General features: G+C 28.5%; 6 protein-coding genes. 4 read left to right on the top strand and 2 right to left on the bottom strand.

Annotated features, from left to right (window positions below; all coding sequences use genetic code 11):
* Positions 1 to 136 precede the first annotated feature (136 nt).
* On the bottom strand, positions 137 to 1,021 hold the full coding sequence (locus ACM55I_RS11300) for a hypothetical protein (RefSeq protein ID WP_416846903.1): 885 nt from the start codon (positions 1,019 to 1,021) through the stop codon (positions 137 to 139).
* A gap of 100 nt (positions 1,022 to 1,121) precedes the next feature.
* On the opposite strand from ACM55I_RS11300, the gene ACM55I_RS11295 reads away from it, so the two are divergent.
* The 4 genes from ACM55I_RS11295 to ACM55I_RS11280 all read left to right on the top strand — a co-directional run bounded on the left by ACM55I_RS11295 (position 1,122) and on the right by ACM55I_RS11280 (position 4,518).
* Entirely contained in the window at positions 1,122 to 2,159 is a 1,038-nt protein-coding gene (locus tag ACM55I_RS11295) for a formimidoylglutamase (RefSeq protein WP_416846902.1), read from the top strand.
* 112 nt (positions 2,160 to 2,271) lie between these two features.
* Positions 2,272 to 3,525, top strand: a complete 1,254-nt coding sequence (locus ACM55I_RS11290) for a DEAD/DEAH box helicase (RefSeq protein WP_416846901.1) — start codon at positions 2,272 to 2,274, stop codon at positions 3,523 to 3,525.
* A gap of 178 nt (positions 3,526 to 3,703) precedes the next feature.
* Positions 3,704 to 4,156, top strand: coding sequence for an Hsp20/alpha crystallin family protein (locus ACM55I_RS11285; RefSeq protein ID WP_416846900.1), 453 nt, complete (start codon positions 3,704 to 3,706; stop codon positions 4,154 to 4,156).
* A 158-nt stretch (positions 4,157 to 4,314) separates the two neighbouring features.
* Positions 4,315 to 4,518 (top strand): hypothetical protein, encoded by a 204-nt coding sequence (locus tag ACM55I_RS11280; RefSeq protein ID WP_416846899.1) that lies wholly within the window; start codon positions 4,315 to 4,317, stop codon positions 4,516 to 4,518.
* A 34-nt stretch (positions 4,519 to 4,552) separates the two neighbouring features.
* On the opposite strand, the gene ACM55I_RS11275 is transcribed toward ACM55I_RS11280, so the two are convergent.
* Positions 4,553 to 6,757: a response regulator gene (locus tag ACM55I_RS11275; RefSeq protein WP_416846898.1), complete on the bottom strand. Its 2,205-nt coding sequence runs from the start codon at positions 6,755 to 6,757 to the stop codon at positions 4,553 to 4,555.
* Between the last annotated feature and the right edge of the window lie 195 nt (positions 6,758 to 6,952).

Raw genomic sequence — 6,952 nt, 5'->3', positions numbered from 1 at the left:
AATAAACAAACTTTTAGAACAATTATTAAGGCAATATTTTCAATTTTTAATAAATTTCTGCTAAATCAGGTATTCCTTAAAACAAGTAGAGGCTATCTTTTCAGACAACCTCTTTTTTATTTTATGCTTGAAAATATTATTTCAAAGTAAAACTTGTTTTAGAAACTAATTCACCTTTATCAAAAACATTTACAAAATAATTTCCTTTTTCGAAATTTTTCCCTTTTAAATCTTGTGAAACATTAACCGTTTTATTTTCATATTTAACGTTAGTTGCAAAACTGTATGTTAAAGTATTATCTCCAAAAATCTCTGTTTTTTTATCTCCTACAACATTGTTTTTACTATCAATTACTTGAACGTAATACATTTTATCACCTGATTGAGCAATTTGATTTTCAGCAATTGTAAAACTAACTTTAAGAGCATCTGCTCTACTTGCTTTATCAGTTTCTATTTGTTTACCAGAGCTTCTTAATTTGAATGCAGAACCTTTTGTGTTTAAAACAGTCAATTTTGACCCTTTTTCAACAGCTTTTGCTAATTCTTCGTTTTGTCCTGTTAATGCTTCAACATTTTTCTTAGTTTCCCCTAATACTACTACTGTACTATCGCGTTGCGTAGTTAAAGTAGTATTTTGTTTTTTCAAACCTTCATTCTCAGCCATTAAAACTTTCATATTACCTTGCAAAGCAATGAATTGTGTTTTATATTTTGACATAGAAGCTACATCACCTTTAGATTTACTTAAATCAGACATTAAGTTAACGACTTTATCTCTTTCTTGAATTAACTCATCAGACATTGATGTATTTTCCGCAATTGCAGCATCATAAGTAGATTTTAATTCTTGTAAATCTTTCATAACCGATTCTTTTTCGGTCATTGTAGTTTTCAATTCTGTTTTTACGATTTCAGTATCAGAAGTCATTTTAAAAATATACACTAAACTTCCTACTAGTAAAACGGCTAAAACTGCTATAACTGCTTTTAGACCTGAACTGCTTTTTTGATTTTCCATATTTAATTTAATTTAACTTTTTACAAATTTAACAATATATAACCACGTTATAACGTAAGTTAACACAATTATATTATTTTTGGGAAAAATATTTTTTTTAATGGAAAAAATTATCCCGTTTACAATCAATGATCTTGCAAAAATTACCAATCACAGAAGTGGTGAAATAAAATTTGGAGAGAAAATGATAACTGTTCCAAAAGGAACAGATCCTATTGCATTTCTAAAAACTTGTGAAGCTAAATATGTACTCTTTGGAATACCCGAAGATATTGGCATAAGAGCAAATTTTGGAAGACCTGGCGCCGCATCGGCTTGGGATAGCGCAATAAAAAGTATTGCGAATATTCAGCATAATCGTTTTTGTAAAGGAAGCCAACTAATCGTTATAGGACAATTAAACGTTAGTGAGGAAATGAAAGATGTGGAACATTTAGATTTTAATGATATTGATGATCGCTCTAAATTAAGTCAATTAGTAGAAAAAATCGATAAAGATGTTTCACATATAATTTTCAATATAGTAAAATTAGGAAAAATACCTATAGTCATTGGTGGTGGACATAATAATGCCTATGGAAATATAAAAGGATCTGCTTTAGCAAAAGGCAAACCAATAAATGCAATAAATTTTGATGCCCATTCTGATTTTAGAATTTTAGAAGGTCGGCACAGTGGTAACGGTTTTTCATATGCTTACGAAGAAGGTTTTCTTAAAAAATATTTCATTTTTGGCTTGCACGAAAATTATACTTCTAAAAGTGTTTTGGATATCATAAAAAAAATAGAAGACCGCGTACGCTTCAATACGTATGATAGTGTAAATATTCGAAAAGAAAAAGAGTTTAATCAAGAAATGGCTCAAGCGTTAGAATTTATAAATGATGATTTTTATGGTGTTGAAATAGATTTGGATGCAATTCCAAATATTGCATGCAGCGCTATGACTTTAAGCGGTTTTTCAGTAGAGCAACTTCGTCAATTTGTTTCGTTTTTTGCAAAAAATAAAAATGCTACTTATTTACATATTTGCGAAGGTGCTCCTGATTTAGGAGAAGAAAAAAACAATCACCTAATAGGTAAACTCATAGGGTATCTTGTAACTGATTTTATAAAAGCACATCAACAAATTCTTTAACTGTTTAATCGATAAATCGGTTAAACGAATAACCGATTAACCTAATCGATAAATAACACTACCTTTGCAGCACTATCAATGTACTTAATACAAGATATTTAATATCAAAAATATGTTATTCGAAGATTTATCACTTTCAAAAAGTATACAAAAAGCCGTATTTGAACAAGGCTACACAAACCCAACTCCGATTCAAGAACAATCAATTCCACTAGTATTAGCTGGACGCGATTTAATAGGTTGTGCACAAACGGGAACAGGAAAAACTGCGGCATTTGCTATTCCAATTATACATCAATTGCACCGAATTGTAGGTTCTTCAAAAAAAGCCAAACAAATTCGTGCTTTGGTAGTTACTCCAACGAGAGAATTAGCGGTTCAAATTGGGCAAAGCTTTGATTTATATGGTAAGTATACCAACTTAACGCAACTGACTATTTTTGGTGGAGTTTCACAAAATCCGCAAGTTGAAACACTAAAAAATGGTGTCGATATTTTGATAGCAACACCAGGAAGATTACTTGATTTACACAAACAAGGTTTTATCGATTTAGATCATTTACATACTTTAGTACTTGATGAAGCAGATCAAATGCTTGATATGGGATTTGTAAATGATGTAAAGAAAATTGTAAAACTTACGCCAAAAAACAGACAAACATTATTTTTCTCTGCGACAATGCCAATTGCCATTAGAGAATTAGCCGAAATGTTTTTGACAGATCCTGCAACTGTAACCGTTTCTCCGGTATCCTCTACTGCAGAAAATGTTGAACAAAGAGTTTATTTTGTTGAAAAAACAGAAAAAAGAAATTTATTATATCATTTGATTAAAAATGAAAATCTATCTGATGTATTGGTTTTTTCCAGAACTAAACATGGTGCCGACAATGTTGTTAAAGCACTACGAAAAAACAACATAGCAGCTGAAGCTATTCATGGTGACAAATCACAAAATGCAAGACAACGCGTTTTGGATGCTTTCAAAAACAAAGAAGTGGGCGTTTTAGTAGCCACTGATATAGCTGCAAGAGGAATTGATATTGACCAATTACCATTTGTAATCAATTTTGATTTACCAAATATTCCAGAAACTTACGTCCACAGAATTGGTAGAACGGGCCGTGCCGGAAATGGAGGTATTGCCATTTCTTTTTGTAGTAAAGATGAACATGCGTATTGGAAAGACATACAAAAACTAATAAAAGTAGATGTAAAAACCGTAAATGACCATCCTTATCCTTGGCATTCAGGAAGCCCGGAAACAGCTCCTGCTTCTGCACAAAAAAACTCAAATCGTAGCGGTGGGGCACATAAATCAAGAAAATCAGAAGTTTCAAAACAAAACAAAAAACGCTGGTATTAATACTTTCTTCACACTAAATTTCACACTGTAAGAAATGCCTTTTTAACTTTAGTTAAAAAGGCATTTTATCGTTAATATGTTTATATTCAACGTTTTGTAAGTTAAAATATATTTTTAAAGTAAAAAATTTTATTAAATTTGAACTAACTTATTTTAAACAACTTAAAAATACAAAAACATGGAAACTCTAGTTAAAAGAAATAGTTCATTACCAACATTGAATACTTTTTTTGATGATTTTTTTACAAAGGATGTATTTGATTGGAGTGATAAAAATTTTGCTACAATAGGTAGTAATTTACCTTCTATAAATTTAAAAGAAACAGATGATAAATTAGAAGTTGATTTGGCTGCTCCTGGCATGAAAAAAGAAGATTTTAAAGTTGAAATTGATAATAATATACTCATGATTTCTTCTGAAAAAGAAGAATCCAAAGAAGAATCTAGAAAAAAAGACAATTACCTCCGAAAAGAGTTTAGTTATCAATCTTTCTACAGATCTTTCTATTTACCGGAATATATAGATGAAAGCAAAGTAGAAGCAAGTTATAAAGACGGAATTTTGCATATTGCCATTGCTAAAAAAGAAAATGGTAAGAAAAAAATACATAAAACTATTGCCATAAAATAAAAAATTGTCCAATCTGTTTTTTTTTATTAAACAATAATTTAAAATCGTTAAGCCATTTCCTTAAAATAGTTTAACGATTTTAATTTTGAATTATTACTTACCTCCCTAATCAACTTTTATTGGAAGACAATTATAAATAACATCAAAAAGTGATAAATATGAAGACGTCAAAATATTTTTTTAAAAAAAATCAATCTTTAATAGATTCCAAAAACAAAGAAAATAAAGAAAATAAAGAGTATCAGTCAACTCATCCAAAACTTGAAATTGCAATCACTCTTGATGCTTTGGGGAATAAAAAAACACTACACCCATTATTAATGATAATGTATTCTAAAGAAAACGAAGTGCTATTTATTTAATAAATACTATCAATATTAAAAGTAAAAACTACTTTTAAACTGCTATTTTAGTTTTCGAAATTAAAACATTGATAACTTTAAATAGCTTGACCGAATCAAAAGGTTTTACTATAATATCATTTATTCCTGCCGAAATTGCTTCCTCAGTAATCTCTTCTTTATCGAATGCCGTTAATGCAACTATAGGGATTTTTATCCCTTTATGACGAATTCTTCTTGACGTTTCAAAACCATTAATTAAAGGCATGTTAATATCCATTAAAACAATATCAAAGTTCTCTACTTCTAATATTTTAATAGCCTGAAATCCATCATCTACTAGAGTACAGGTATAATTATTATTTTTGAGGATTTTTTCAGTAACAATTTGATTGATCTTATTATCTTCAACGACCAATACTTTTAATAGCTTATATGTAGATAAATCTACTGGAATATTATTTATTATTTCATTAGTCTTTTCAGGATCATATTCAAATGCAATTGTAAAAGTAAATTCTGTTCCTACTCCAATTGTACTTTCAAGTGAAATATCACTATCAAACAACCCCAATAGACGTTTCACAATCGATAAGCCAAGACCTGTTCCTTGATAATCTACTTCTTTTCTTCCAACCTGCACAAATTTCTCAAAAATCTTTTCTTGATCTTCAACTGCTATTCCTACACCTGTATCTTTTATCTTAAACTCAATAAAATGCATTTTATCAGTAACTTTAGATAAATTCACATCAATGAATACTTCTCCATTCTTTGTAAACTTTAGTGCATTACTAACTAGATTTATAATTATTTGGGAAAGTCTTAATTTATCTCCAATTAAATATTCTGGAATTGCTGGGTCAATATTGACAAATATGAAATTATTATTATTCTTTGCAATAAAAGACAAAGAGTTCTTTATCATATTTATTTCATCAGAAATATTGAAAGTCAAATTTTCAAGAACAATTCTATTCTCTTCAATTTTATTAATTTGTAATACATCATTTACCAGTGATAATAAATATCTGGCTGAGAACTTAAGCGAACTTAAATGAGGACTGTTTGCAAGTTCTTTATGTTCATCTAATAGCATGTTAGTGATTCCAACAACTCCATATAGAGGAGTCCTTAGTTCATGGCTAATAGTAGAAACAAATTGTGATTTTAGTATAGATGCTTCCTCCGCTTTTTCTTTTGCAAGAAAAAGTTTTTCATTTGCAAGAGATAAGTCTTTATTCGTTTTTTTCTTAAAAATATTGTTTTTATATAGCGTATAAACAAGAAGTAGTAAGACAAATAATACAATCACAAATAACAAAACGATTACTTGTGATTTTTTTAAACTTTGATATTGCAAATCTTTTTCAGTTTCAATTTTATCTATCTCACGTTTATATTCGTCAAGTTCTAGATTAATACCAGCCATATTGGCTTTTTTAATCATTTCTTTATTATTGAGTTCTTCTGTGATTTTATCATAAAGCACCAGATTTTCATATGCCTTTTTATAATCTCCGTTTTTTAATAAATATTTAGAATACTCTTGATGTGTATATGACAAATCCGATTTTTCTTTTCCTTCGTTTCCTAATTTTATGCCGTTTAAAAAAGAGGCTGTTGCTTTTTCACGCTCCTCTTTAAAACCATAATACATTCCATTAAGCATATTTAAGGCAACTACTGTAGTCTCATCACCATATTTCTTTTGAAATTTATTGATAAATTCTAAATAAGGAAAACCTTCATCAAATTGACCATTATCAAAAAAAGCCCAAGTGATATTCAATTTTGTTAAATAAATTTCTGTTGGGTCAGCAATTTTTTCACCAAACTTTAATGCATTTTTATAGTAATTTATCCCTTCTTTATATTGCTTTTTTTGAAAACAATATATGTTTCCTAAATTATTATTTATCCAATCTTTAATGGTATCATTATTAGTTCTATTGGCATAAATTAATCCTTTTTTATAAAAAGAGATAGCTTTATCATACTCCGATAAATTATCATAATTTCTACCAATTATATTATAGGATATGGCTATAAGATTATCATTTTTAGCGTCAATCGCATAATGCAATGCAAGCCTTGAAGCTATTAAAGATTTTTCATAATTTAATTCATGAATATATTTGGAGGCTTGCTCTGTTAACTTTACAATTTGCTTTTTTGAAGGAGTTGGAGTTAAAGAATAACAATTAATATTAAAAATGTTAAGTGCTAATATTAATAAACCGATTCTGATTTGGGACATATCTTGCTATTCTTAAGCCAAATATACAAATATATTAATAAAAACAGGGCTGTATCTATTAATATATTATGATAGCAGAAAAACTCTAAATTTTAATCCTAAAAAATAACAAACATTAACTAGAACATATGTTAAATAATTTAGACAAAAAAGCCTATTTAAAAAATAAAATAGGCTTTTTAAATATTTTTTTTA

Source organism: Flavobacterium algoris (genome assembly GCF_048158525.1).
Taxonomy (GTDB): domain Bacteria; phylum Bacteroidota; class Bacteroidia; order Flavobacteriales; family Flavobacteriaceae; genus Flavobacterium; species Flavobacterium algoris.
Note: the sequence above shows the minus strand (reverse complement) of the source record. Positions and strands in the feature narration are given on the sequence as shown.

What these genes read in the sequence shown, in the direction of transcription:
- ACM55I_RS11300 (WP_416846903.1), bottom strand. Translation starts at nt 1,021, where the DNA reads ATGGAAAATCAAAAAAGCAGTTCAGGTCTAAAAGCAGTTATAGCAGTT.
- ACM55I_RS11295 (WP_416846902.1), top strand. Translation starts at nt 1,122, where the DNA reads ATGGAAAAAATTATCCCGTTTACAATCAATGATCTTGCAAAAATTACC.
- ACM55I_RS11290 (WP_416846901.1), top strand. Translation starts at nt 2,272, where the DNA reads ATGTTATTCGAAGATTTATCACTTTCAAAAAGTATACAAAAAGCCGTA.
- ACM55I_RS11285 (WP_416846900.1), top strand. Translation starts at nt 3,704, where the DNA reads ATGGAAACTCTAGTTAAAAGAAATAGTTCATTACCAACATTGAATACT.
- ACM55I_RS11280 (WP_416846899.1), top strand. Translation starts at nt 4,315, where the DNA reads ATGAAGACGTCAAAATATTTTTTTAAAAAAAATCAATCTTTAATAGAT.
- ACM55I_RS11275 (WP_416846898.1), bottom strand. Translation starts at nt 6,757, where the DNA reads ATGTCCCAAATCAGAATCGGTTTATTAATATTAGCACTTAACATTTTT.